Here is a 25790-nt window from a genome sequence, read left to right as displayed (position 1 = left end):
TTCTTTTCACCATATTTAATAATTTTTTCAGTTGTTCTGCTGGTACATTGCATCAGGCTTTCCCTGCTCCAAACTTCCTGATGCTTTCCCTCCCTATCTGTTGTTTAAAAAGTATTCTATTCAGAATTATTAAGCGTTTCGGAGATTTTAAGACTGGATAAATTACAGGCTTCAGGTACTAAAAATGAATCGAGCATACAAATCCCAGGGTATGAAATTAGAATCTGAAAAAAAGTGGCAAAAGGAATCAAAACAAAAACGCGATATTTAAAAAAATTGATATTTAAAAAAGTTGTATTTAAAAAAGTGGTGAGATTTATTACGCCGCTTGCAGGGCTCGAACCTACGACATTCTGGTTAACAGCCAGACACTCTACCAACTGAGTTAAAGCGGCTTTCGGGTTGGACGCTTTCGAATTTGGGTTTTTTTCCTTAAAACCTCCTTATGCAGAAGATTCTTTGGATATAATTTTTATGGGTCTTTATGGATTTATGGGCCTGACCGGATTTGAACCGGTGACCGCTCGGTTATGAGCCGAGCGCTCTAACCTGACTGAGCTACGGGCCCTCCCTGTCGCATAGCGCTTCAATTATGTTAGTAAGGCTTTAATAATAAACTTTTTGCATGTGTTTCTCTCTTTTAGAAAAAGCGCTATAGTTTATGCAAAAGTTTTACGCCGCTTGCAGGGCTCGAACCTACGACATTCTGGTTAACAGCCAGACACTCTACCAACTGAGTTAAAGCGGCTCATGTGCTCGGGTGTGTTATTTGTTGCTCACCCTGTCGCGAACACTCCTAAAGCGATAATCTTATTTATATATTTCGCTTGAGGCTTCTTTCACAAACTGTAACTGGGGAGGACTTATAATAAATTTGCCTTTAGTTGGGGTTTTCGTCCGTTGCTATGTTATTTTACCAATGCTTTTATTTAATTTCCTCTTGACTTGCTTTTCATTCATTTATTATCTTTGCTTTATAACTTTGAGGCCAATGTTCGGTATCATTGAGTTCAATGCTAATCTAATTTTTATATTTGTTTTATAGCCTTGAATTTGATATCCATTCAACTAACGGATTTATATGACCCATATTTTATTTTTTCTATATATCCTGGCTAGCTTTTTATATTAGATTCTCGGCTTCCCTCTTCTTTTCCTTTCTTTATAAATACCTATTTGCGAGATAAACCTTATATCCTATTATGAGTAATATAATGAGTAGCATTTTACAGCTTTTGGTGGCGAAATCGGATAGGATTCATTTTAAGCAGTTTAAGCCAGTTTAGCTTAAAACTCCTTTACTTAAAGGCCTTTCCGGGGGATTCCAACCAGTATGAAGCCTCTTCCGGCTTTATGTAAAATTTTAGTATTAGGGGTTTAGGTTCAGTTGCTCGCTTTACTGTTGGGTATCTTATCAGTTTCTTTCTGAAATTTGAGACACTCTTCGGTCCCGGTCGCGCTTCTGACTGTTTGACCTCATAGGTTAAAAATGGAGAATAAGGGGGCTTATTCACGAAACATCTAAAAATATGTCCAAAATGTAACGGTAAGCTTGAAATGAGTGCAGATGGTGGAAGACAGTACTGTCCTATTTGCAAGTACTGGACAATAACAGGCACTGCAAGGCTCGACTCAATCATGATATATGACTGAGGAGTCCTGCATGGTAAATTTTGATGCCCCTACGTTTTGCATCGAGTGCAAGGCCTGGCTGAAACGCCAGGTAATAGGTTCGAATGTTTTCTACTACTGTAGGAGCTGCGGACGCGTGAGTTCTGAGGTCTGTCTCTCTGGGGGGAGTGGCATGCATCATTCACAGAAGCCGTTTGCCCAAAGGGCGTCTTCTGTAACTGGACTGGAGGTTTCCGAAAACGCTCAGAATGCTATAGTGGAGAGCTAATCTTAAAAAAGTTTTTTTCACGGAAAGTTAGAATACCCAAATTTAGTTTTTCGAAAAAGAGCCTGCAAAGGCTCTTAATTTTTACTTTTTTACCGCTGTAATGTTTTATCCCTGGATATGTGAAACTATTTCAGTATGTGTAATTCTCAGTATGTGAAACTATTCCTGGATATGTAAAACTCTTCATTCTTCATTTCAAAGGATAATGGTTCTTTTTCCTTATCTCTTAGCCGGAGGTACACCGGATATTGTAAACCAGCTTTTGAATAAACTGCGCCGGTCGTTGAAATCTCCTGCATAAAATGAAGAGAAAGGAAGGTAAAAAAGAAAGGTTGAGTTTTGCTGAAAAGCGGTTTCCTTTTTCACTGCCCGGCTTTAAGCAATTTGCAAACGTTTTCCACTTCGGACCGGAATTCATCCTGGGTGACTCCGAAAAGGCCTGCAAGATACATGGCACCTCCGGCACCTGCACCTTCCTTTATCGTGCCGGTTTCGTACCTGTGAAGTCCTTTCAGGGATGATTTTCCAAAACCGGGGTCAGCAATGTAGACTACCGGTACTTCCAGAGTTTTTGTGAGTTCTACGAAGTGTGCGGATTTATCCTCTACTACGTAACGGGTTGTCGCGATTGCGAGCTTTTCGGTGTTAAAGCCCAGGTGTTTGATAATGGCATAGACCGCTGCCATCTGAGTTCCGCCGGCAAGGACAACATCGACCTCCGTGCCCTGAAAACCTGCCACAAGACCGATGACCGCAGGCATCATGGGATCTCCCATGCAGGCAATGGCTTTCATGGGCTCATCTTTCAAGCTGCCAAAGGTCAGGCCTGAGGCTTTCATACCTTCTTCAACGACCTGCTTTTTGAGCTCGAGCGGGTTTTCATCAGCACTGCTGCTGACGTTTCCGTTATACCCGAGTGCATTTAATACTCCCATCGCTGTTGTTGTGCCACCAGGTATGCTCTCCCCGATAACTACGTGGTCTATCTGGCTTCTGAGCCTCTTGGCAAGGAATTTTGCCCGCTCGTAGATGCCCTGTACGTCCCGCACTGCAATAGGCTCCCGTATGTCTTCTCCGGGCTTTGCTTTCAGGTCAATGCAGGGGACTTCCGGGGTCACGATCAGGCCGGAGTTGATAAAATGGTAAGGTGCCTCTGTCAGTTTCAGCGCCGAACGTGTCATTATTGCAGGGGTAGGGGTATCATAGGGAGGAGTCATGGGAAGAACTGGTACGCTGATAATGTTTCCTGTTTCTATAAGTTCCGCATCCCCCGCCGGTGTATAATCCGTAAGTTCAGCCGTTTTCCCTGCTGCTGAGAGCTTCGGGATATGTGCGGTTTTGGTATTGGAAAGCACGCATAAAAACATTGGTTTTTTAGGCTTTTTCGTTACTTCCGGGTCGATCCAGGCCATATTATATCTCCTCTATGAAATCGTAGATAGGTGTGTACAAATAAATTGTAGATAACTCTCAAATTAATGTAATTTCAATATGTAATTTCAATATGTAATTTCAATATGTAATTCTCAATATGTAATTCTCAATATGTAATTTCAATATGTAATTCTCAATATGTAATTCTCAATATGTAATTTCAATATGTAATTCTCAATATGTAATTCTCAATATGTAATTCTCAATATGTAATTCTCAATATGTAATTCTCAATATGTAATTTCAATATGTAATTTTCAAACTTAAATAATCCTCAAAAATTCATCTGGGATTGGGTTTTACATAAATCCGTCAGTTTCGTATACGGTATTGGGGGGTGAATTGGTGTAAATCTACTCGAAGTCTAGTGAAGAATTCTTTTACTTAGTATTTAATATTTATCTGCAATCAATTATAATTTGATTCTACTCAAATTAACTTTACTTTATTTTACTCTAATTTCGCGGTCTGTAAGTTTGTCGCTGTGAACTTTCTAATAAAGATCAATTGATTAATGACATGAGTTCCCTTCAATGTAGAAATATGGTACTGTTTCCGGAAACTAAGGGATAAAAATAGATATAACTTCTCTGAAGGAGAGCTTTATCAGGAAATGCTGCCAGTTTTTTTAAAATGAAATATAAGGGTTTGCAGTTTTCCGCTGCACCACCCTTATCTCTGTAAGCTCGAATTCTTTAAGGGAAGAGGGATAAGAAAAAGCCAGGAATATGGGATTCTTCCCCATATTTTTTCTGTCGAAATTTATGAAAGAGCGTTTGCAGGGCTCAGTAGGCTCAGTATGTTCTCGCAACGTAAACGCGGGTTTCGGTTTCTGCTCCGCAAACAGGACATTTCTCCTTTCCTTTTCCTCTTGGGGTCAGGGGAATTCCCAGGATACCTGCGCCTATCCGGTCTTCCATTGCAAGCCCGCACTCTTTTTTACCGCACCAGGGAATTGTTGCAACCCCTTTCTGGATCTTTTCCTTTACTTCTTCAAGTTCGGTGCAATCAAAGATGCGGCTTTCGAGTCCGACTTTGGCTTTTTCATAAAGGCTGTTCTGGATTGCTTCAAATTTCTGAAGCACTCCGGTCTCTATCTCCGGAAGGGGAATCTGTTCTTTTTCCCCGGTGTCTCTCCGGACCGAAACCGCGACATTGTTTTCCAGGTCTCTAGGTCCGATTTCAAGTCTGAGGGGCACGCCTTTCATTTCCCATCTGTAATACTTTGCTCCGGGGCGCAGGTCGCTTGCATCAATTTCAACCTTAACCCCCGTTTTCTTCAGGCGTTCCTGAACATCCCTGCAGGCTGCAAGCACTTCTTCTGCTCCTTTCTTGAAAATGATCGGGATAATGACCACCTGAACAGGTGCGATTTCAGGAGGCAGGACAAGCCCTTTGTCATCTCCGTGGATGGAGATTGTGGCTGCAATAGACCGCTCCGAAATTCCGTAACAGGTCTGGTGTGCATAGCGCTGTTCGCCGTCAGGGGCTTCGTACTTTATATCGAAAGTCTTTGCGAAGTTGTCGCCAAGGTGGTGGACGGTTCCTATCTGAAGGGTTCTTCCGTCAGGCATCATGGCGTCAATGGCATCGGTGTAATCAGCGCCCGGGAACTTATCCCAGTCTGGTCTCCTTGAGCGGAGCACAGGAACTGCCAGCCTGCGGTAGATCTCGGTGTAAAGTTCAACAGCTTCCTTTACCTGGGCTTCCGCATCTTCCCAGGTGGCATGCACGGTATGGGCTTCTTTAAAAGAAGTAATCTCCCTGAGCCTTATCAGAGGGCGGGTATGCTTTGTCTCATAGCGGAAAGTGTTGACTATCTGGTAGAGTTTGATAGGGAAATCTGCATGAGACCTGACCCACATCTTGTACATAGGATAAATGGCAGTCTCACTTGTGGGGCGGAGCGCCAGGGGGATGTCAAGAGAGTCTTTTCCACCATGAGTGACCCAGTATACCTCATTTTCAAAGCCTTTGATGTGCTCGGCTTCTTTCATAAACTCGTTTTCAGGGATCAGCAGGGGAAAAAGGGTTTCCTGGTGCCCACTGTTATCGAGAATTTCCCTTATGATATTGTAAGTACTCCTCCTGATGGCAAAACCGAAGGGGTACCAGACATAAAGCCCCTTTACAGGGTAACGGACGTCCATTATTTCTGCCATCCACAGGAGTTCGTTATACCAATCGCTGAATTCCTCTTTTGGAGGGAGTGCTGCTTCTTTTTCGCTTTCTGCCATACCTTCACCGTATTATCGTGATTTCAGTTAATTTTTGTGATAATTCGTATTATTAAGTGCCTCAGTCAGAAAATAACGCATCATTATCCCGGTATTGTATTATTTGTGCCTTAAACGGGACTTCGTTCCGCATTATGGATATTGCTGCGTATTATGAGATGCTGTGAACCTTTTGCGGCATCCCTGCTGCTTTATGTGGGTGGGAAAGTGCCTGCTCAGCCCTTGACGTGATTGCCTTTATTGAAATAAAAGTAAATAACTATATGGGGGCACTACCCCCAAAATCCTGGTTGGGCTGTTAGAAAAATCGGAAAAAAGAATTAATCTCCTCCGAGGGGCTTGACGTTGTCCGAAACGTCGTGTTCAAGTTCGGATTTGTCAACATCGAAAACTATCATGCCTGTATTAAGCTTTTCAGCCTCTTCCTTTGAGAGTTTGGTAGCAACAGCTTTTTTCGAAATAATTGCACTGTTTCCGAGGGGGTCTTCTACGATGACTGTAATTGTTCTCTTACCTTCGATTACTTCATCGAGCATGCACAGGAGTTCCTGGCTGCGGGCAAATTTTTCTTCATCCTCCTGTACCCATTTGCTCGCGGTCATAAGGACCTTCTGAACCCTCTGCAGCACACCTTCGATGTTCGTTATATACGAATCAGAAACCGTACCGGGCTCGACAATAATTCCCATCTCAGGAATGCGGATCGTTCCTGAGGTTGAGCGGATGACTCTTGCTTCCAGGTCTTCCGGGCTCTCAACTGACAGCTTATAGCGCATGGGTTCTTTGCTGGAGAGAATCATTGTATCTGCAAAACGGAAACTGCACTGGCATCTTGCAGTTATGTACATGACCTCCCCGAAATAGGGAATGTTATCTCTCTGCCATTTCATTACAAGGTCGCTCTGACACAGAGGGCAGGAGATCCTTGTCTCAAAGTTTTCTCTCTTAAAATGATCCTGATTCAATATTTTCCACCAATAATCTTTGATCTGTCGATTTTAATGCCTGTAGGAGTTACGATCACAGTGTTCCCTTTGACACCTGCAATATCTCCGTGGACATCGACAACAACATCTTTCAGCTCTTTTAAAACCCTGTCCCTTAGCAGGTCGTCGCCCCTGATGTTTGAGATGTCTACCATAAGGATGTTCCCGTTGTAAATCTCCTGCTTGAGTGCGGATACCTGGTTGATGCTTGAGACTTCTGCAATTTTTACGTAAGTCTCTGCAGGCTCGTCCTCCAGAACTTCTTCATATTTGCTGAGGTCAATTTCAGTGTAATCTTCGGCACTGGTTGAGCTTTTTACATTGCCGCCAAGGATCTTGTCTATGAGTTTTGCCATTTATGCACGCCTTTTGTATTTTTTTATATTTGGATAGTACTGACCTATATTGGGATCTATATTAATTAATTTTGCTATTATAAAGCCACAATGGTTCCCAACTTTTGTTCAGGAGTTTTTTTCGTTTGCTGCAGGAACGTTTTCTTTCCAGCGGAATCTTTCTTCAGAGCTCTCTTAGAATTCAAAATTAAGAGCTCTCTGAAAAACTCAAAATATAACTCCCTTAGAATTCAAAATTCCAGAGTTTATCTCCTACATGAGTTATTGACTTTATGGCTTTTCCCGAATCTGCATCAACCATCTGCTGCCCTTCCATAAGGGCTTTTCCTATTGCAAGAGCTTTCCTGTGAGTCTCTTCAACTATAATTACTAAGTCTCCCTCTTTTATTTCAGGGTCAGCTTCCAGAATTCCGGGAGCCATAATATCCGCTCCGTTTGAAACGAATTGAATAGCTCCTTTGTCTACCACAACAAGACGTTTCTGAAGCTCCATCTCAAGAGCCCCGCGGACCGTAGGGAATAGATGCCCCTCTACTTCAAACAGAAGGGGTTTGCTGTCCATGAGGATCAGGGAAAACTCGTCCAGAGTAACCTTTTCCAGAGTTTTTTTTTCCAGCTCTATCATTTCTTCCCCGAAAGTGGACTCAAGGTCTTTTAACATCTTATTCTTTACATTTTTCCTCAGCTGAACTCTCGACTTTACTTTCAATCAATCACCTGATTTCAAAAGGTACGCTTATTCATAGGATAGGGTTTTTGAGCCTTTTAAAGCTTATGTGAATTCTCGAAGGTTCCTGATGCAGGATCTACAGTCTCTCCGCAGAATATTTGATCTTCTTTTCCGGTTTTTGTCCTTATCTTATGGCTTTTGCTCTTTGTTCGCGGTTTTTATTCCAACTTTACGAAAAGCATCATCAAAAGCACCAGGGAGCTTCCGAGGAATACCTTTTCATAGCCTAAAAGCTCTATAAATATACTCCCAAAAACGGGTACTATCCCGAGCCCTGCATAGATCCCCGTATTAAAGATCCCCATTGTAAATCCGCTCGAGCTTATTCTGGACATGGCAGTAACAAGTCCTATAATTGCCGCTCCTCCTCCTGCACCAATAAGGAAGAAGGCCAGTAGAGGGGCTTTTACCGAGAGCAGAATGCCTGCAGTTGCAAGGACCAGGCCTGTCCTTACTATCTTCTTATAATCTGCACCTGTTCTCCCTGCAGCCAGAGAACTCAGCATTGCAGCTACATATGAAGCTGCAATTGCAAGCCCCAGCTCCGGTTTTGTCAGGAAGTCCGCACTGTAGTCCGCGTAATTTGCAGTCAGGATCCCTGTTGTTCCGTAGAGGAGAACGGAAATCCCCCATATCTTCCAGATCCTGCTTTCAGAAAAAGCCTGTCTGAATTTTTCCAGGTAGTTGGCAGGCTCTAAGTTCATTGGGCTTTCAGGCTTCTTCCCTAATGGCTCTTTATGGTTTGAGGTGCCGGATTTTTTCTTTCTCCCACCGGAACTGTCTGAATGTACAAGTTCCCAGGCTTCCGGAAGAAGCAGGGCAAAGGAAAAGCCTGCAAGGACGGTAAAGATATTTATTGCAGTTTTGATTCCCATTTCCGCAAGCATTCCGGAGAAAAAAACTCCTGCAGCAAGTCCGGCGTTTAACAGGAAATTAAATTCTCCCATACTGCGCTGGCTGTCTTTCCATTCCACAATCATGGAAAAAGCCGCAGGGAAAAAAGCTCCGCAGCCCAGGCCCTCCACGAATCTTGAGATCCCGAGAATCCACAGGTTGTCAGAAAATGAAATAAAAAGCCCCGAAATAGCGGTAAGTGTGATTCCCAGGCCTGCTACCTTCAGGTTTCCTATCCTATCGGCAAGGATTCCGAATGGTAAGAGTGTGAGAAAAGCCCCTATAAAGTATCCGGAATAAAGCAGGCTTGAGATGGCAGGGTTAGCGTTGCCCTCTCCTGCAAGTTCGGGAAGGACAGGAATTACTGCATTTGAAAGGCCCTGGATCGCAAAGACTGAAGAGTAAAGTATGAGTTTTTTCGAGTTCATGGTTTTTTTCTGTTCAGTATTATTTTCTTCTGGTATTTTTTCCGGCAAGTTATTTTTTCTAATCAGATTTTCTACAACCTGATTTTCCTGCAAGCTTCAGATACTTTTCTGTTTTTTCCTCAATCTGTTTTTTTTGGGGATAAAAGAGTACTGTACGGGGTAGTTTGCCGAAGCCCTGGATGTGGGCACACCTGTATATTGTGCATTTTCAGTCTTTTAGTAGAAGGGCTCCTGCCAGGATAAAGCCGTTTACGGCAAATATCTTTTCAAAGCTCAGGAACCCCGTGAGGAACCCTGCAGCGATCGGGAGCAAGGACAGGCCTGCGTATATGGTTGTGTTAAAAAACCCCATTGCAAGACCTCTATAGGCATCCATTCTTGCGACCGCCAGGGCAAAACCTACCATTGCAATTCCTGATCCGCCTCCCAGGCTTGAAAATCCCAGGAAGGGGTATTTGATTGCAAAAAAGGCACCAAGGGCTGAAAAGGATAGGCCTATCCCGATGATTACCTTTTCCTTAATTCTAAAACGCCCGACCAGAAGAGAAGTGACCATGGCACAGATATATAGGCTTGCAATAGCGCTTCCGAGCTGGGTTTTTGTCAGGAATTCAAGGCTGTAGTCGGGATAGTAGGCTATGAGAACCCCTATCGCTCCGTTGAGCAAAAAAGAACTCAGCCATATCCCCGAATTCTGACGGTTAAGGAGTCTTGCAACTTCGCTGAAAGAATGTTTGAAATGGTCTTGGAGGGAATCTGGCAGTAAATCTGTTTTCTCTTCTTCTACGTTCGGGTTAATGAGTTCTTTGTATCTGGGAAAAAGCGGAATGATCGAAAGCAAAGCTATGAAAGTGAATATGAGAATAGCTCCTTTCAGGTAGGTATCTGCCAGCAGGCCTGAAATTAGAGCTCCTGAAGCCAGTCCGGCATTGAAAAGAAATGTGAATTCTCCCATGCAGCGCCCCGGATCTTTGCACTTTGAGAGTGTAGAAAATGCAGCAGGAAAAAAAGCTCCGCATGCAGCGCCTTCCATAAACCTGGAAATGATGAGGATCCACAGGTCTTCGGAGAAAAAAATGATTAGCCCCGAGATGGCTGTAAGAATAATCCCAAGCCCTATGAACCTGAGGTTCCCGACCCTGTCAGCCATAATCCCGAAGGGGAGCATTGTCGCAAGGGCTCCCAGAAAGTACCCTGAAAAGAGAAGGCTTGAGGCAAATTCCCCAAACGTACTGTGATAAAGAGCTGCAAGTTCCGGGAGGATGGGAATTACAGCATTGGAAAGCCCCATAATTGCAAAAACTGCAACATAAATCAAGCGCCTGTCAGGGTTCATAGAATCTAAAACCCGCAAACTCGTATAAGTTTCTTATCGTGGCCGCTCTTCGGGGTGTAATTTCTCTTTCAAATTTCTCTTTTGATATATGCAGGTTCTTCCAAGAAGTGTGAAAACCGTAACATCTAAGGTTCTTCTAAGAACTTATGAAAGTCTTAATATCTAAGAATATGTATGAAAAACAGAAAATTCTGGGCAATGTTTCTATATGATATTTTTGATATTATATTAACTCGAATGAGTATGATATTTTTAATATTATATTAACTCGAATGAGTATGATATTTTTGATATTATATTGACTCGATGAGCATGATATTTTTAATATTATATTAACTCGAATGAATATGATATTTTTGATATTATATTAACTCGAATGAAATGCATAGCTATTTATATAATTAATTTGAATAGGTGATATGTGAGTAATGTGAGCGGGAAACTTTTTTCACATACCATACCCCCCACTCCCCATATGACCCCCCACTCCCCAACCCGCTCACACTACTTCTAACCTTACTCTAATTCTCCACCTATTTTTCCGTTTTTTTCAGACTAAACTGCTTTTCGTTTGCTTTGAGGGCCTTTTGGCAAGGTCTACCGCCTCTGTTATTCTTCAATTATTTCGCGGTTATTTGTTTTCCTGCCGTCTGCTGCTGTTATAAATACGATGTATGTTACTTGCACCTGGGAAGTTCACCTTCTTAACTTATTTTGTCTTGAAATGGCTATTGATTTCTTAACTATTTTTAAATTTTAATCTCTTTATCTTTATCACTTCGAATATAATAGGATTGCCTATTTATATTATCTTTTCTATTTTTATCTTTCTGTTTACTATTTTTTGGAGCTTTAATTATCTCTATAATGTCTGTTTTTTCCTGGAAAAAGCAATTTTCAACATTGAACTATTGGATAATTTTTCTCAAATGATCTGAAATTCTTTGAAGCACTTCTTTTCAGCTATAAAAACACAAGCCTGCTCTCTACAAATCCGGCAGTTTTTGCCAGGATAAATGATTGAAAAATAAATTTCTGTTCACGAGTGTGTTTACATAAAATAAATGACAAGTTGCTGATAGGGGGTGAACTCCTCGAAAGTGCAAATAGGCTGGTAAAAATCAAAAACGAACAAAAAATTCGATGAAAATTCAATGAAAATTCGATATAAATGAGATGTGAAATTGGGGAATGGATTCCCCGATTGGGGATTCCAGATTACTCTCTTCCCTTAGAATAGCCCGCTGTGTATTATCAGGGATGAGAAGAGAATTGCCACCATGTTCACGACTTTAATCAGGGCGTTAAGGGCAGGTCCTGCAGTGTCTTTGAACGGGTCCCCTACGGTATCCCCAACAACTGCGGCTTTATGGGCTTCTGAGCCTCTGCCACCATGATTCCCGTCTTCAATCAGTTTTTTTGCGTTGTCCCAGGCTCCTCCTCCGTTATCCATCATGAGGGCGAGCATAAACCCGACTACAATAAGCCCTATGAGGAGCCCTGCGAGCGCTTTCGGGCCCAGGATGAGGCCCACAAGCAGGGGCACAAGTACGGCAAGGAAGCCGGGCATTGCCATCTCATGGAGGGCTGCTTTTGTCACGATGTCAACGCAGCGTCCGTATTCCGGCTTTGCGGTTCCTTCCATAATGCCGGGGATCTCCCTGAACTGCCTGCGGACCTCATTTACGACCTCAAAAGCGGCTTTTCCTACCGCGCTCATCGTAACCGCGCTGAATACGAAAGGCAGGAGGGCGCCGAGCAGAAGCCCTGCAAGTACCACAGGGTCATCGAGGTTCAGGGACTGCCCCCCAAGATTTACCTTGCTGCGGTAGTCCGCAAAGAGGGCAAGTGCGCCCAGAGCTGCCGAGCCTATTGCATATCCTTTGGTAACAGCCTTTGTGGTGTTTCCAACAGCATCGAGGGCATCCGTAACCTTTCTGACCTGAGCCGGGAGGTTTGCCATCTGGGCAATTCCACCGGCGTTATCAGTAATAGGGCCGTAAGAGTCCAGAGCAACTATCATGCCTGTGGTTGAGAGCATTGCAACGGCTGCAATGGCAATTCCGTAGAGCCCTATCCCCGCATCTGCTGCGCCTCCCACAATGAAGTAGGAAATAAGGATGCCTATTACAATTACTACAGTGGGCACGAGTGTGCTTTCAAAGCCTATTGATAGCCCTGAAATAATGTTAGTTGCAGCTCCGGTTTCTGAAGAGGCTGCGATTGTTTTTACTGGTCTGTAGTCTGTGGAAGTGTAGTATTCCGTAATAATCACCATAAGCACCGTGATTATGATGCCTACGACAGTGGCGTAGAAAAGCCTGATGTCTCCCATAAGAGAGTTGGTTACGAAATAGAAAGCAATCAGGCTGATAATTGCAGAGCCGCCTACACCCTTGTAGAGGGCTTGCATGATCTTTCCTTCTTTTCCTATCTTCACGAAGAAGACAGATATAATGGATGCAAAGATCGCAACAGAACCAAGTACTAATGGGTAGAGTATGGCATTTTCGTAAGTGCCGATAATAAGGGAACCAAGCAGCATGGCAGCCAGAGAAGTGACCACATAAGTCTCAAAGAGGTCTGCTCCCATTCCTGCGCAGTCTCCCACATTGTCTCCCACATTGTCGGCAATAACTCCTGCGTTCCTGGGATCATCTTCCGGAATCCCGGCTTCGACCTTGCCTACAAGGTCTGCCCCGACATCAGCAGCTTTTGTAAAGATTCCTCCGCCTACACGCGCAAAGAGGCTGATAAGACTGGCTCCGAAACCAAATCCTACAACCAGGTCCACGTCCCCATAGAGGATGTAAAAACTACTTGTACCGAGCAGTGCAAGCCCTACTACTGCAAGTCCTGTTACAGCCCCCCCGCGGAATGCAACTGACATGGCTTTCTCAAGCCCGCTTGATGCAGCATGAGCAGTCCTGATGTTTGCCCTGACCGAGACGCTCATACCTATATAGCCGGCAGCAGCCGAACTTATGGCACCTGCCAGGAAACCGATAGCTATTTTTAGCCCATCATCAAGCAAAAAGAGAATCAGGAACGAGAGAATGATCGAAACCACTGCAATCGTTTTGTACTGGCGATTTAGGTAAGCCATAGCTCCTTCCTGAATTGCTCCGGCTATTTCCTTCATCCTCTTATTGCCGGCATCTTCCTTCAGGATGCTTTTTGCGAAAAAAGCAGCGAAGACAAGACTTATAACGCCTGCTAAAGGAGCAATAAATATTAAACTTTCCATAAATTTCCTATCCTTTGGTTTTGATACCCATTCACATTAATATGTTTTTTATGATCCCTTCAAGAATTCCTATCCTCTAGCTTCAACTTCCCTCTCATTATCTCTAGAATTATTTCTATACATGTATTTCTTCTAATTTTATCATGATTTTTACGTATCAATTTAGTATTATGCTAAAGTATTTTTTTAATTGTTAAAGCCTCATTTTAGACGAAAGCGTAAATAGTTATTTTTTATATAAACTTTTGCGCCATTTTACTCCCTCAAAGTTCTTTCAATCCCTTAAAATACGACGACTTTATCCCGGGATTGATATATAATGGAACCCAAATCCACAGAATTGAGACTACCGGAAAGGACAAAAACATGCTGAGAAAAGGGTTTATTAAAAAATTATATTCTAAAGGTGTCAGTGATTTTTTCAGACTTCTTTTTTGATGCTTTTTTGACACCTGCAGTTCCAGCCAATTTCCTCTAAATAAATGGGGATAAGGTTGAAAATGCGAAAGAAGAGGCTATGTTTCCCTTTCATTCATTTCTTTTAGATATTTATTTATTCTACTAACAAGGTAATAAGTTACCGTGTTCCCTCGCCTCGGCGAGAAAGAATTCGGGTTTTTGCCCTGAGAGCAAGGGCTAGGAACCAGATCTAAACGGGGAAGTTTTGACTTGAAGAATTCGCCGATATCGTAAGCGATGTCTCATCAAGATGAACCGCCTGAATAATAGAAGTGTTTAACCCGCAAAAATCGTCAAATCAAAAGGAGCTGTTTAAAAAAAACAAACCGATATCAAAAAAGAAGGAAAAATCGCAATCTATAAAACCAGCGGTATATTAATGTCGGGTGGATTTATATAGGGTTGTGTCAATTTGCAACGAAAATTTTGTTGCGTAGGGACTGAAATCCTCAGTTCCTCCGAATCTTCAACGGAAGATCGAGTATCAATTTATATACAAAGACTCATTTATTATCACCAAAAGTACTTTGGAGGAGTACTTTTAATTTGCTTTCCGGTAGGATGGTTGAAATTATGGATATGTTAATCTACCTTGCACCAATATGTGCCCTTATTGGTCTGATTTTTGCAGGTATATCCTACAAAAACGTCCAAAATGAAGGCGCAGGTAATGATCTTATCAAGAAAATTACTGCGTCGATTCACGGTGGAGCTATGGTCTATCTTAACAGGCAGTACCGTGCAATCGCCGTATTTGTCGTTTTCCTTGCAATTATAATTGCGTTAATTCTGCCAAACGGAGCTCTCACTGCAGCATGTTTCGTTTTCGGCGCAGTGCTTTCCGCAACAGCTGGCTATGCAGGGATGCTTACGGCTACTATTGCAAATGGGCGGACCACAAATGCTGCCACCAGAGGCATTGGTCCTGCTTTTAGGGTTTCATTTGCATCCGGTACCGTTATGGGAATGAGTGTCGTGGGTCTCGGTCTCTTTGGGCTGTCTCTTTCATTTATTATTCTTGAAAGTGTTTATACAGATCTGGATCTGCTTACTATCGTAAACATTGTTGCGGGCTTTTCACTCGGAGCTTCGTCTATCGCTCTCTTTGCCCGTGTAGGTGGGGGAATCTTCACCAAAGCCGCTGACGTGGGTGCAGATCTTGTAGGCAAGGTCGAAGCCGGGATTCCGGAAGATGACCCGAGAAATCCTGCTGTAATTGCTGACAATGTCGGAGACAACGTCGGAGACATCGCCGGAATGGGGGCTGATCTCTATGAATCATATGTAGGCTCAATCCTTGCAACGATGCTTCTTGCAGCATCAACAGCAGCAACTACTTTTCCCAACATCCCGGTTGAGAATGTTATTCTGGTTCCGCTGATTATTTCAGCTATTGGAATTCTCGCATCTATCGTAGGTACTTTTTTTGTCCGTACAAACAAGACAGAGTCTTCAGCAATTCATATGGCATTTAATATGGGACTGATTGCTGCAATCATTCTTACGGTAATTGCTTCGTATTTCGTTACATCCATGCTCCTCGGGGAATACGGACTTAACGTCTTCTTTGCAACGGTTGCAGGGCTTGTCGCAGGTTTCCTTATCGGGCAAATCACAGAGCACTACACGTCATATGACAGAAAGCCGACCCTCAGGGTTGCAAATTCCTGCCAGACAGGCTCAGCTACCAATATCATTACGGGTTTTGCAAAAGGCATGGAGTCAACTCTCTGGCCCGTTGTCATTATCAGCATTGCAATTTATATTGCGTTCCAGCTTTCCGGCCTCTACGGTATCGCTATTGCAGCCGTCGGAATGCTTGCTACACTCGGGATCTCCCTCTCGGTCGATGCATACGGCCCTGTAGCTGACAACGCCGGCGGCATCGCGGAGATGTCCCACCAGAAGGAAGAGGTGCGCCAGATTACCGATACACTTGATGCAGTAGGAAACACTACGGCAGCTATCGGCAAAGGTTTTGCAATCGGGTCCGCAGCTCTTACCGCACTTGCCCTCTTTGCTTCATATGGTATTGCAGTGGGGCTCAGCGCCATCGATGTCATGAATCCGAACGTCTTCATAGGGCTTACAATAGGCGCAATGCTTCCGTACCTCTTCTCCTCGATGACCATTCTGGCTGTCGGAAATGCGGCAGGTGAAGTGGTGGTTGAAGTGAGGAGACAGTTTAGAGAGATTGCAGGTTTGATGGAAGGCAAAGCTGATCCGGATTATGGCAAATGTATTGCAATCTCGACACACTCTGCTCTTAAAGAGATGATTCCACCAGGACTCCTTGCAGTTATTGCTCCTCTTTTAGTCGGGCTTGTACTTGGTCCCGGAGCTCTTGGCGGGCTTCTTGCAGGCTCTGTAGCTTCCGGTTTCATGATTGCAATTACAATGTCCAACGCTGGAGGTGCGTGGGACAACGCAAAGAAATACATCGAACTCGGAAACTTCGGTGGAAAGGGTTCAGACGCTCACAAAGCAGGTGTAACCGGCGATACTGTAGGTGACCCTTTCAAGGATACTGCAGGTCCTGCAATCAACATCCTCATTAAGCTCATGAGCATAGTGGCTGTTGTGTTTGCACCCTTGTTTATGTGATTTCCTTAATTCTCCCTTTTTTTTATTTTTTTAGTACTATATTCTATTTCCTGGTCTTCTTTTCCAGTGTTCTTTTGCTTAAACTTGTGGAGGTTGCTGTTCTTTGTGGATGGTTATCTTTGTTTTGGATTACCTTTTTTGCTTGAATACTTGAAGAATGTGCCCTTTCTTCGAGTATTTCAAATCTTTCCGGTTTGATGGTTCGTATATTAATCGTCCAAAGTTTAAGCCCCTTTACTACCAGGGAGAAACGTCAGGAACAAAAAAAGCATAGCATCAGCTCTTCGTCCCTTCCTGTCCCATAGGCAAGCCTCTTTCTTATTTACACTATGATAAGTTATTCACACACAGATTTATTTCACACACTATCGGCTGTCCCACACGATGGTTATTTATGTGTCGAATAGCCAAAAAGGAATACAGTTTCCTATTTGAAAATAATAGTATAAAAACCTTTAGGTTCTATCCTGTTTTATTCGTTTTTCCGATGGAATTTGCTGTGTTTCATCAAAAATAAAGTCCTGAACAGGGTTCAGCGACATTTTCAAAAATTTTAATTCACGTGTTAAAAATTGGAAATTAGATATTTCTTTAAGATTCTGTTTTCTGTTTTAAACAGGGTAAAAAAAGCCTTACGGAAGGAAGAAAAATCTGTTTTTTGAAGTCGTTTTTTGGCGGGAAGGAGAGTTCAGTTCACTCCCCTTACCTGAAGCAGCTGGAATTCGATCTCATCAGGAACTGTAGCGAGGAAGACAAAGGTGTTATACCCCAACTTCTGTACTTCTTTGATTGCCTGTGCCTGGGTCTCGTTCAGGTCTCTTGAGTCGCTTACGATACAGAACGACTTCCTGTTTCCGGTATTTACAAGGAAATTAAAGGTCTTTCCATGGGTGTTGAGGAAGGTGACAAGGTTCTTAAGCTCATCCCAGGTATTGCACATGTGGATGTTCTTGGACCCCATATTTTCCACATACCAGTCCCGGCTCACATAAGAGTAAGAAGCATACTGTTCGTTCAATTCATCATAGGATTTGATGATTTTGTTGAGGTCTTTCCTAAGGTTTACCCATTTCCAGTTCTGTGTTGTGAAATAGCGGGCTGCCACTATCTCAAAGATTGACTGCTTATCTTCGGTTTCGAGTTTCATTTTCTCACATCGCTATTTTGTCTGCTTCCAGTGTGCTCAGAATACGTCATCCTGGGCATAACTCCGGTTAAAGCGCAGGGCAAGTTCGGCTTTTTCCAGTTCTCTTCCAAGGTATGCCGCATGGTCCAGGCGTGAGACCAGCTCGAGTTCAAGCAGCGTATCCATAACTTTTCTGGCACTCTCTCCTGCAACCGCTGCTTTCTCGTGTTCGGCTACAATAAGTCCACCGTTTCCGCTTATTCTGTCCGGCACAATCCGGATTCGGATGGGGCCTGCAGGGTCTACACGCCAGTTCTTCGAGGCTCTTGCCGTGACTACTTTCTCAGGGAGAGGGCTGTCAGGACGTCTTCTTTTTTCCTTTATACAGAGAAGATCAATGCCGAGGTCTTTAGGGGAGCTTTCCCTGATCCTGCAAAGTTGCATCATCTCGGAGGCTTTTTTTAGCTCTCTTATGGAGCCCTGGGCTTTATCACTGTATTCGGGGGTAAAAAGGATGCTTGCTCCTGCTTCTGCTCCTATCCCGCAGAGTGTGGCATTTACTCCAATGGTGTCCACGTCCATGAGTTCCGTTACATTGCCAGCTCCGAAGAATAACGGCAGCTCCGGGTACATTTTGTGAAACTCATGGTAGCGTACAATAGATTCGGTTATATTGTGGCCTACCGGGTCAAGGACAGGGTCGGCTATGATTTTTTCAATCCCAAGCCTGCGGGCAGCCTCGATATTTCTTATCAGGCTTTCCAGGCTGTTTCCTTCATCAGGGATTACTACTGCTGCAACGCCTGCCCCTGCAACCGCCGGGCCTGCAGTTTCCATGTTCGTGCCGTTAAGACTCAGGATAAGTTTTGTTCCTGCTTCTATTCCTTCCTTTATCAGTTCAGGATCAAGCGTATCGACACTAATCGGGATGCATGTGAGGGCTTTTGCAAGGGACACTGTTTTCCTGATCTGTCCCGGGAGAGTGTTAAGGGTAGCTCCGAGGTCGATAATATCTGCTCCCCGGGCGATAAAAGCTTCGATTCTTATCGCTAGGTCTGCAGGATTCATTTCCGCAGCTCCTACGATTTCTCCCATTACCTTCATGCGGGAATTTCCTCCAAGCTTTACCTCCCCAAGGGTAAGGGAGGGATGAGCTTCTTCTTCGGCTTTCCTGACAAGCTCAAGCGCCATCTCTTTTCTAACATCTGCGAGGAGCTCACAGGCAGGAATTTTTTCGGAAAACTCAATCTCCTCTGCAAAATGGAGCACGAAGCTGAGATCATAGGCATGTTTCGGGCCAAGCCGGATTCTGCAGTCCAGTTCTTCCGAAGCTTTTGAAAAATTTCCTGCGACAAGCCCTGGAAGCAGAATAAGATCATACCTGCTTGAAAAACCTGCATCCAGAAAGGCTTTAACCAGTTTTTTTGGTGTTATGAATGCTGCAATATCAATATCTGCTACGAGGACGTCTGCTTTTTCTCCAGCTGCTTTCCTCACGGTATTTTCCGCAAGCCGCCCTGTTGCAATCAAAATTTTCATGTTTTTTAGATAGAGCCGCTAATAAAAAAGAGTATCTGTTCGATGATCTCTTAAAAAAATGAGTGCCCGGTCAGGAAAAATCCGTTCTATCTATTTTGGGGAAGTTTTTCCCAGTAAAACTCCGGTTGCTCTCCGGAAAAGTCCGGAGAATAACCTGAGGGGAGCTCGGAAACCTGCTAGCCCGAGCATTTGTATGTATCGGTTTAATTTATGAAATCAATAATCGATTCTTCGTGTTTTTTTCTGAGAGGTCCTGCTGTTTCTCCTCTTCTGCCGGGGGATAATCTCCCGAATCTCTTTTCTTGGATAGGTTCAGCCTCTGCTCTGGACTCGAAGATTCCAGCTCCTGCCTGAGGGCCCAGGATCTGAGCCGACTGGACGCCGGTCATGATTGCCATTACCCTGACCCTGCCTTCATAATCTTCTCTGATTCTTGCGCCCCATATTACATTGGCACTTGAGGAAAGTTCGTAGGTAAGCATAGAGGCAATTTCCTCTGCTTCCTTCAGGCTCAGATCAGGCCCGCCCGTTACATGGACAAGGCTACCGGTTGCCCCCTTGTAATCAACGTCAAGAAGGGGGTGGTTCAGAGCAGTCCGCACAACTTCCGTGCTCTTGTCCTGGCTCTTGGATTCTCCAACAAGCATTACGGCAACTCCGCCGCAGCTCATGATGGTCCTGATGTCGGCATAGTCAAGGTTGATGAGGGAAGGTACTGTAATGGTCTCAGTTATTCCTTTTACTGTTTCGGCAATTAACTGGTCCATTACTGAGAAAGCCTGGTCAATGGGAAGGTTAGGTACGTAGTTAAGTAGCCTGTTGTTGTCCAGGACAATTACTGTGTCTGCTGCTCTGCGCAGGTCTTCAAGTCCTTCTTCGGCTTTGAAGATGCGGGCTCTTTCTACCCTAAAAGGGCTTGAAACCATGCCTACGACGATTGCTCCCTGTTCTTTTGCAACTTCTGCTACGACCGGGGCAACTCCTGTTCCTGTACCTCCTCCAAGCCCTGCTGTAATGAAAACAAGGTCTACATTCTTCAAAACTTCCTCAAGAGTCCCTCTTGCAAGTTCTGCAGCTTTCTTTCCGGTTTCCGGATAACCGCCTGCTCCCAGGCCTCTTGTAAGAGTTTTTCCTACGAGGATCTTCTTGTCAGCCCTTACATTATCAAGGTGCTGCTTGTCTGTATTGATGCATACTGTTTCTGCGCCTTCGATTCCTATGTTGTAGAGCCGGTTTACGGTATTGTTTCCTGCACCCCCGCATCCTACAATCATAATTCGCGGCTGCCCGAATTCTTCTATGTCTTCTTCGGAGGAGGAATTTTTTCGGTATTCCTTCTCTTTTTCGCTGAATTTCATTGCTTCCTGTACTATAGATTGCAATTTATCCCCTCGGCTGGATTTCGTTTATCATGTTATCTTTATTTTTTTCTTTTGACTCCCCACCCTCTATATCGGGGGGTAAATTTCTGTTTATATAGTTAAATTGGGGATAACCTGTAAAAACCTGGTAAAAGATTTTCATCCGTTATCTTTAACAAGTTGGTACTCTTCTGAATTTAAACATTTCGGACATATTTAAGCAGTGCTTTTAAATCGCATATGAAGTTTAAATATGTCACCCATAAATTTCATATATTCTACCTTTTTCTGCCTTTTTCCCTGAGTTATCAGGGGAAAAAGTGCGGGAACTTACACAATGTTTATATACAGTAGCATAAAACTTTCTCGAAAGTCTCGTTTTTCAGGAAAGCCATCCTGATCATGCATGTCAGGGCAATTTTTATTTTCTTTATTGCACATTATTTTGCGATTCTGCTTCCCTTAAATTATTGGATGTGTAGTCGCCACACTACTTTTTCGTTGAGACCTCCATACTGAGATATTTTCAATTTAATGAAACTGTTTATATTATTACTTTTAAGTAGAATTCTCATCTTAAAAACTTTTTCGGTATCTTTCGAAGATTTTAAGGCGCCTGTTTATTTTTTCCAGTAGTAAAAGATAACTGCACATGAGTGTTTATATAAATTTAAGTTAACTCTTCTGAATTTCGGATTTCATCCTAAAGTTATTTTTTTCCGGAAATTTCTTTATTCTTTTATTCAGCTTGTAACTCCTGGATACACTGTTTCCTCTTATATCAGGCAAAATAAGGAGTTTAGCATTTCTCCATTATCCGATTATAAAGGTTTCAAACTATTACATCAATATGATACTTTTTATATTGCCCCTCCGAAATGCCGGGAAAGCTTTAAGGCTGCAAAACTGTTTTTACTTTAGGTTACTTCACTTGAACTCTTTAGCAAACTGCACTCAGGAAGAGTCATAACTCAGTCCTTACCTTCTCAAATCTTTCTGAATAGTTCCCACTTCTTTCGGTTCAGGAGCCAGAAACGTGTTAAAAGCATTAATTTTTGATATGGACGGTGTTCTCGTCGATTCCATGCCTTTCCATGCAGCAGCTTGGAAAAAGGCTTTTCTTGACATGGGTATGGAAATCAGGGATCAGGATATCTATGAAATTGAGGGTTCAAACCCCAGGAACGGACTCCCCCTGCTGATCAGGAAAGCCCTTAAAGAGCCCGACGCTTATGATTTTGAAACTATTACTGCAATCTACAGGCAGGAGTTTAAACGAATTTTCGAACTGAAAGCTTTCGATGGGATGAAAGAATGCCTTGAAATGCTTAAAGCCCGTTTCCTGCTTTCGGTAGTCTCGGGTTCGGATCGCCTGATCGTTAACGGAATCCTTGACCAGCTCTTCCCCGGTATATTTGATATGGTGGTTACCGGAGATGATGTCCTTAATTCCAAACCTCATCCGGACCCCTTCCTGAAGGCCGTTGAACTTCTTAAGGTCGGGAAAAATGAGTGTGTCGTGGTCGAGAACGCTGTTCTGGGCGTGGAAGCCGCTAAAAGAGCCGATATATACTGTATAGGCATCCCTACATATGTGGAGCCTTCAAAGCTCGACAGGGCGGATCTGATAGTAGGCGATCACAAAAAGTTAATGGAACATCTTCTTAACCTGGAGTAATCTCTCCAGTCTTTGTCTAAAAAAAGAGGTTGTGAACCCCTTTTGGGGTCACAGTAGCCTTACAGTCTCGAGGTTTGTGAGGGCACGTGTCTCGATCTTAAGTTTCTTGTAAACGGAACTTGCAAGGTCCACGCAGGCTTTTTCGTCACCGTGTTCGGTGAACACTCTTTCCGGACGAGGCTGCATTCTCTTGATATACTCCATAAGCTGCCTCCTGTCCGAGTGGCCCGAGAAGCCGTCTACTACCTGCACTTCCATGTTCATTTTCAGGATTTCGGTGCTTCCGTTCTTTCCTGTCATGGGGATTTCCTTCCACCCCTTCTGGATCCTGCGTCCTACAGTCCCATCAGCCTGATAGCCCACAAACACAAGAGTATTGCGTGGGTCCTCGGCAAAGGTCCTGAAATAGTCCATAACAGGTCCTCCGTTCATCATGCCCGAGGTTGAAAGAATCACACAGGGGTGTGGGTTCTGAATGATCTTCTGGCGGGTTTCGTGGGAATCAACCGGCTTGAAGCATTCGGACAGGAAGGGGTTCTGGCCTTTCTGGAAGATCAATTTCCTCAGGTCGTTGTTAAGGTACTCGGGATGGGTTGCATGGATCGCAGTGGCTTCCCAGATCATTCCGTCAAGGTAGACCGGGACTTCAGGGATAAGCCCTTTCCTTATTGACTCTTCGAGCACGATCATAACTTCCTGGCTTCTGCCCACGGCAAAAGCAGGAATAAGCGCAATTCCTCCGCGTTCAACTGTATTCTTTACCACCATCTGCAGATGCTTTTCAGCGTCCTTAAGTGCAGGCTGGAATGCGTTTGAGTTCCCATAAGTAGCTTCACTGATGACGGTTTCAACTCTGGGGAACTTGTTGACCGCAGGGTCAAAAAGCCTGGTCTTCTCATATTTGTAGTCTCCCGTAAAGACTACATTATGGAGCCCGTCTCCTATATGGAAGTGGGAGATTGCCGAGCCCAGTATATGACCTGCATTGTGGAAAGTCAGTTTTATGTCAGGGGCGATGTCTGTTACTTCCTCATAGTCCAGAGGTATGGTGTGTTTGAGGGTCTTTGCTACCATCCCTGATTCGTAGGGGATCTTTTTCCCTTCCTTAGCTGCCACGTCGATGTAGTCAAGCTGGAGCAGCACCATGAGGTCTCTTGTGGGCGGCGTACAGTAAACAGGTCCTTCATACCCATACTTGAAAAGCAGGGGGACAAGTCCCTGGTGGTCAAGGTGGGCATGGGTAACTATTACGGCATCTATCTGATTTAATGGAAAAACTTCAGGAACATAGAGGTAAGGAGTCATGTTTTCGTCCGAACCCACATTGACTCCGCAGTCGATCAGGATTCTGGACTCAGGAGTAGAAAGCAAAAAACAGCTTCTCCCTACTTCTTTACATCCCCCGAGAGCCGTAACCCTTACCCACTGGTCTTTTGAGGTACACTCCCTGTGAATTTTCCTCCCCACGGTTTTCAGGATTTCTTTCCTTTCTTTGAGGTTGTTCCTCATAAACTCCCTTATATTTTTCACTGTACGGGACTTAATAGGAGGTGTCCGGACAACTTTGGGAATCCAGCCGATCTGCTTTGTAATCTCTCTCAGGGTTGCACCGTGTTTTCCGATTACAAGCCCGGGCTTTTCGGCTTCGATGATTACTTCTCCGGAATCAGGATCAAAATAGTAGCTCGAGATTACGGATTCTTTTGGAACAACTTCTTCAATTATAGAAATAGAGTCCTCAGGAGTTGCAAGTACCCTTGGGTCAGGCCGCATGGCAATCCGTGTTCTGAGTTCTTTTGCCAGGTTGCGGATTATATTCCCGTCGTCTGCGAATTTGCGGGGTTCTTCAGTGTACAGGACAAGCTGAGGACCTTCGAATTCGACGTCGGTAATTGTAACTCCTGCAGGTAGATTTTTCTCAATTTTATGTTTGAGGTCTAATAGCACGTCTTCAATAGGCATTAAGAATCTTCCTTTTTGTCAAAAAATCAAAAAGTATCTGGATGTCGAAAAAAATAATATTTGAAAAAGGTGTTAGTTTATATATTGGAGTAAAAAACCAACAATTTAATTATTTTTAGTTTAATGAATCTCTTCTGGATTTTACTTCTTCAGGATCCAGTCTTTTGAATGCCTCCTTTGTAATTACGACTACATCGATGTTTTCTCCAGAAGCTGAGTCTCTTTTCATTGCATTGTGGATTGCCCTGATCGCAAGATCGAGACCTTCTTTTACAGCTATATCCTCTTTGTACTGGTCTTCCAGTACGCCGTAAGCCATGGGAGAACCTGAACCTGTTGCCGAGATCCTTGTCTCTTCAATACTTCCTCCCATTGCATCCAGGGAGTAGATTGCAGGTCCGTTCTTGTCAACTCCTCCGATAAGGAGCTGAACCATCATAGGATAGTAGCGGTTAGCATTCAAGAAGTTCGACATTAAAGTGGCAATTCCTTTGATTGTCATGGATTCGTTCCTGCGCATTTTGTAGAGCTGTGACTCCACACTTACCAATCGCACAAGCTGCTGGGCGTCCCCTACCGAACCGGCAGTAGTCATCCCTACCAGGTCATCGATCTGGTAAACTTTCTTTGCAGTTTTGCTTGCGATGAAATGCCCCATTGTGGCTCGCTGTTCACTTGCGAGCACAATTCCGTCGGTACAAACTACTCCTACGGTAGTTGTGCCCTTTAGATATTTGTCATCATCCATAAACATACCCTCATAATAAGTTAAAAATGAGAAAATGTCGCTAAAAAAATATTTTAGTTGAGGTGAGCATTTTTAGCTTAAATCGCAGGATTTAGCAATCCATTATCTCATATTAATATCGCTATATATAAGTTTTCCTCCTCCTTTTTCTAAATGCGTACGCATTTAAAATCGGAGCATTATTTGACAAAATTATTTTTCTGTTTTTCTATATGCCGGATGTCTGACTTCTTTTCTATCCGGAGAATTTAGCGGGAAAGTCCCTCTACTTCTTCAGCGAGTTTTTTTACCCTCTGAACCACATGTTCAGATATATTTCTTTTATTCATGAGTTCCAGTCTTTTGTTTATTGTTATCCTCTTCGTTCCTTTTACAAGGTTGTCGGCGTGTGCAACGATTTTTTCCTCCAGTCTCCGGGGGAAATAGTCATCTTCAGGAAGTCCCAGTTCCTTTGCCTCTTCTTTTGAAACTCCGGCTCCTATGTGCCGTTTTATTATCTCGGCAACTTCAGGTTCGACTCCTTTGCTTTGAGCCAGCTTAAATCCCTCTACTGCATGGGAAATTCCATGAGTCCGGCACCTTCCTAAGTCATGTAAAAGAGCCCCTATTTCTACAAGCTCCGGATTTACATTATTTCCGGCGGCTTTCGCCTTTGCTGCGATCTCAACTGCCAGGGAGGCTACTTCCTTGCAGTGTTCGATTACATTTGGGGCACAGCCTACCTCTTCAAGCAGCTTTATTGCCTGGATTCGGGTAGTCAAGACA

General features: G+C 43.7%; 16 protein-coding genes and 3 tRNA genes. 2 read left to right on the top strand and 17 right to left on the bottom strand.

Annotation, left to right across the window (positions count from 1 at the left end):
* Positions 1–322: 322 nt before the first annotated feature.
* The 11 genes from MA_RS20295 to MA_RS20235 all read right to left on the bottom strand — a co-directional run bounded on the left by MA_RS20295 (position 323) and on the right by MA_RS20235 (position 13548).
* Positions 323–395: transfer RNA gene (locus MA_RS20295), tRNA-Asn, on the bottom strand.
* A 98-nt stretch (positions 396–493) separates the two neighbouring features.
* Positions 494–568: transfer RNA gene (locus MA_RS20290), tRNA-Ile, on the bottom strand.
* Between the two features lie 107 nt (positions 569–675).
* Positions 676–748 (bottom strand) — tRNA-Asn (locus tag MA_RS20285).
* A gap of 1514 nt (positions 749–2262) precedes the next feature.
* Positions 2263–3312, bottom strand: coding sequence for a nicotinate mononucleotide-dependent phosphoribosyltransferase CobT (cobT, locus tag MA_RS20275; RefSeq protein ID WP_011023783.1), 1050 nt, complete (start codon positions 3310–3312; stop codon positions 2263–2265).
* Positions 3313–4128: 816 nt separating this feature from the next.
* A complete protein-coding gene (gene proS, locus MA_RS20265) occupies positions 4129–5571 on the bottom strand; it encodes a proline--tRNA ligase (protein WP_011023782.1) in 1443 nt (480 codons plus the stop codon).
* Positions 5572–5891: 320 nt separating this feature from the next.
* Complete coding sequence (locus MA_RS20260; RefSeq protein WP_011023781.1) at positions 5892–6536, bottom strand: ZPR1 zinc finger domain-containing protein; 645 nt, start codon at positions 6534–6536, stop codon at positions 5892–5894.
* Positions 6533–6913: a cell division protein SepF gene (gene sepF, locus MA_RS20255; protein ID WP_011023780.1), complete on the bottom strand. Its 381-nt coding sequence runs from the start codon at positions 6911–6913 to the stop codon at positions 6533–6535. Before sepF ends, MA_RS20260 begins: the two co-directional genes overlap by 4 nt.
* A gap of 223 nt (positions 6914–7136) precedes the next feature.
* Positions 7137–7622 (bottom strand): RNA-binding protein, encoded by a 486-nt coding sequence (locus MA_RS20250; RefSeq protein WP_011023779.1) that lies wholly within the window; start codon positions 7620–7622, stop codon positions 7137–7139.
* A gap of 179 nt (positions 7623–7801) precedes the next feature.
* Positions 7802–8965 carry an MFS transporter gene (locus MA_RS20245; RefSeq protein ID WP_048066545.1) on the bottom strand — a complete coding sequence of 388 codons (1164 nt, stop codon included), beginning with the start codon at positions 8963–8965 and terminating at the stop codon, positions 7802–7804.
* A gap of 208 nt (positions 8966–9173) precedes the next feature.
* Positions 9174–10301: an MFS transporter gene (locus tag MA_RS20240; RefSeq protein WP_048065833.1), complete on the bottom strand. Its 1128-nt coding sequence runs from the start codon at positions 10299–10301 to the stop codon at positions 9174–9176.
* Between the two features lie 1231 nt (positions 10302–11532).
* Positions 11533–13548 carry a sodium-translocating pyrophosphatase gene (locus tag MA_RS20235; RefSeq protein WP_011023776.1) on the bottom strand — a complete coding sequence of 672 codons (2016 nt, stop codon included), beginning with the start codon at positions 13546–13548 and terminating at the stop codon, positions 11533–11535.
* A gap of 1032 nt (positions 13549–14580) precedes the next feature.
* Between MA_RS20235 and MA_RS20230 the strand changes: the two genes are divergently transcribed.
* A complete protein-coding gene (locus MA_RS20230; protein WP_048066544.1) occupies positions 14581–16611 on the top strand; it encodes a sodium-translocating pyrophosphatase in 2031 nt (676 codons plus the stop codon).
* Between the two features lie 688 nt (positions 16612–17299).
* On the opposite strand, the gene MA_RS20225 is transcribed toward MA_RS20230, so the two are convergent.
* The 3 genes from MA_RS20225 to ftsZ form a co-directional block, all read right to left on the bottom strand.
* Positions 17300–17758, bottom strand: coding sequence for a hypothetical protein (locus MA_RS20225; RefSeq protein WP_011023774.1), 459 nt, complete (start codon positions 17756–17758; stop codon positions 17300–17302).
* 36 nt (positions 17759–17794) lie between these two features.
* Entirely contained in the window at positions 17795–19276 is a 1482-nt protein-coding gene (locus MA_RS20220; protein ID WP_011023773.1) for a dihydropteroate synthase-like protein, read from the bottom strand.
* A 203-nt stretch (positions 19277–19479) separates the two neighbouring features.
* The gene (gene ftsZ, locus MA_RS20215; RefSeq protein WP_011023772.1) at positions 19480–20658 is read right to left on the bottom strand and encodes a cell division protein FtsZ; all 1179 of its coding nucleotides are present in this window, start codon (positions 20656–20658) and stop codon (positions 19480–19482) included.
* A 1015-nt stretch (positions 20659–21673) separates the two neighbouring features.
* On the opposite strand from ftsZ, the gene MA_RS20210 reads away from it, so the two are divergent.
* Positions 21674–22315, top strand: coding sequence for an HAD family hydrolase (locus tag MA_RS20210; protein WP_048065832.1), 642 nt, complete (start codon positions 21674–21676; stop codon positions 22313–22315).
* A gap of 48 nt (positions 22316–22363) precedes the next feature.
* Here MA_RS20210 and MA_RS20205 read toward each other — a convergent pair whose 3' ends face one another.
* The 3 genes from MA_RS20205 to MA_RS20195 all read right to left on the bottom strand — a co-directional run bounded on the left by MA_RS20205 (position 22364) and on the right by MA_RS20195 (position 25786).
* Entirely contained in the window at positions 22364–24277 is a 1914-nt protein-coding gene (locus MA_RS20205; protein WP_011023770.1) for a beta-CASP ribonuclease aCPSF1, read from the bottom strand.
* 115 nt (positions 24278–24392) lie between these two features.
* On the bottom strand, positions 24393–25025 hold the full coding sequence (gene psmB / locus MA_RS20200) for an archaeal proteasome endopeptidase complex subunit beta (RefSeq protein ID WP_011023769.1): 633 nt from the start codon (positions 25023–25025) through the stop codon (positions 24393–24395).
* Between the two features lie 248 nt (positions 25026–25273).
* Complete coding sequence (locus tag MA_RS20195) at positions 25274–25786, bottom strand: TIGR00295 family protein (protein WP_011023768.1); 513 nt, start codon at positions 25784–25786, stop codon at positions 25274–25276.
* Positions 25787–25790 lie beyond the last annotated feature (4 nt).

The sequence above is a fragment of the Methanosarcina acetivorans C2A genome, assembly GCF_000007345.1.
In the GTDB taxonomy this organism is placed as follows: domain Archaea; phylum Halobacteriota; class Methanosarcinia; order Methanosarcinales; family Methanosarcinaceae; genus Methanosarcina; species Methanosarcina acetivorans.
This window is presented reverse-complemented; position numbering and strand designations above follow the sequence as displayed.